A 694-nucleotide genomic window follows, 5' to 3' on the forward strand; every position below is an offset into this window, starting at 1 on the left:
CTTTGAGCCCGACGTCATTCATGACTATATTCATTGGGGTATGGTGTTGTCATCCAGCTATGAGCATGAAGCAGAAGACGAAAACTTACTCTTGTGCGAACTGTTTTTGCGCCAAGTGTATTTCCACCTTCTCGAAGCGATTCAAGACCCAACTCGCACTCGTACATTTCGCCGAGTCTGCCTTGATTCGGTTCACACACCCTTATTCTGCCTCAAACGTTACTACTATCAGTTTGAACATGGCGACGTAAAGTTTCTCCAATTACAACAACAATTACGCCTCATTCAGACTTTTCTTGATTAAACGAAAGGAACCCTACTATGACCACCGAATTTCGTATTGAAACCGACAGCATGGGCGAAGTAAAAGTCCCGGCGAATGCCTTGTATCAAGCACAAACTCAGCGCGCTATCGATAACTTCGCATTCAGCCAGCACACCATGCCAAGCGGTTTCATCCAAGCTTTAGCCCACATCAAACAGACGGCAGCACTGACCAACGCACAACTAGGGTTACTAGAAGGTGATATTGCTAATGCGATTGCAGACGCTGCGCAAGCCATTATTGATGGGCAACATCTCGATCAGTTCCCTATCGACCTGTTCCAAACCGGTTCTGGGACAAGCTCCAACATGAACGCCAATGAAGTGATTGCCACGCTCGCGTCTGAATTGCTTGGCGGCAACGTCAATC

Annotated in this window: 2 protein-coding genes; both read left to right on the plus strand. The window is 47.3% G+C overall.

Annotation, left to right across the window (positions count from 1 at the left end; translation table 11 throughout):
- A partial coding sequence (locus tag R7E38_RS22920; RefSeq protein WP_318082145.1) for a hypothetical protein occupies positions 1-304 on the plus strand: 304 nt, incomplete at its 5' end.
- A 17-nt stretch (positions 305-321) separates the two neighbouring features.
- The coding region (locus R7E38_RS22925) for a lyase family protein (protein WP_318082146.1) at positions 322-694 on the plus strand (373 nt) is incomplete at its 3' end.

Source organism: Vibrio sp. Vb2131, from assembly GCF_033338535.1.
Classification (GTDB): Bacteria; Pseudomonadota; Gammaproteobacteria; order Enterobacterales; family Vibrionaceae; genus Vibrio; species Vibrio alginolyticus.